Origin of the sequence: Sphingomonas sp. CFBP 8760, assembly GCF_014841615.1 — a bacterium.
Lineage (GTDB): Bacteria > Pseudomonadota > Alphaproteobacteria > Sphingomonadales > Sphingomonadaceae > Sphingomonas.
Genome location: NZ_JACYUG010000054.1, coordinates 1 through 1,067 on the forward strand (window position 1 = coordinate 1; position 1,067 = coordinate 1,067).

The 1,067-nt window shown below is 62.8% G+C and carries 2 pseudogenes; both read right to left on the minus strand.

What is annotated here, in order from left to right:
• Nucleotides 1-360: pseudogene (locus IFT82_RS21130) on the minus strand (hypothetical protein); the annotation flags it as partial.
• 21 nt (nucleotides 361-381) lie between these two features.
• Nucleotides 382-1,009, minus strand: a pseudogene (locus IFT82_RS21135) (MobF family relaxase); the annotation flags it as partial.
• Between the last annotated feature and the right edge of the window lie 58 nt (nucleotides 1,010-1,067).

Genomic DNA, 1,067 nt, shown 5'->3' on the forward strand with positions numbered 1-1,067 from the left:
GAGTTCGCCTTTCACCTCAGGGGAACTCTCCACTTTTCCGGGGCAAGTCCAGTCGAGGCTGTCCATCGCTTTGGTCAGCGCATCGTCAGCGGCTTTGGTCTGAACCACAGCGCGATCGATATCGAGGCGACCGAGGCTTTCGAGCGACGACGTCTTGTCGCCGGGGTTGATATTCAGCTGCATCTCAAGCTTTTGCTGGTTGTCGACGACCATGGTCAGGTCGAAGCGGATGCGGGTGACGCCGACGTTGAACAGCCGCTGGTTCGACAGGTGCCGTTCCCAGCTTTGCATGACCGTGATGGCTTTGTTGACGGTGATGCCCTGCGCCATGTGCATGTTGAGCGCGTAGGCGAGGTCCATCCGCTGCATCATCTTGTCGTNAGATGCCGCGTTCCTTGTCGTTGTCGGTCCAGCGGATCCGGTCGCCTTCATGGATCTGGATCGCCTCGATCGTCGCGAGCGACATGCGGTCCCAGTCGATCATCGGGTCGATCTTCTGCGGATTGAACCGGATCGTCTTGCCTGCTTGGACGATCTCGACCCGGCCGTTGGCCAGGGTCCGCTTCACCTCGACAACCCCGCGCTCAAGACCGACTTCCGAAACCCTGCCCTTGATCTCGAGGCGCTGACCCTTCTCGTAGGTCTGGGCGTAGCGCAGCTCCTCGCGCTCGACGTTCACGTTCTGGATGACGGCGATGTAGAGCCCGTCACCTTTGAGGGTGCCTTCCGCCTTCAGGCCCTTCTGCACCTCCGCGTTGATCGTCGCGCGGGTTTCGCGTCCGGACGCGAAGATGGCCGTCTCGGCGCGTTCCGCCGGCGACAGCGCCAGCCACAGCTCGGCAGCGTGCTTGGATGGCTCCTGGTGTTCAACGACCTTGTCACCGAGGACCTTCATCGCCTGCCCCGCCTTGCCGACGTTGGCGAGCGCTGCGACGGTGCGCAGCTGGTCGGTCTGCTGGCGCAGATTGTCATCCATGCAGGCCATGCCGATCCTGGCGGCCTGCATCATCGCGAAGGCCTTGCCGGCATCGATCGGCAGGAGCTGCTGGCGATCGCCGATCAGCGCG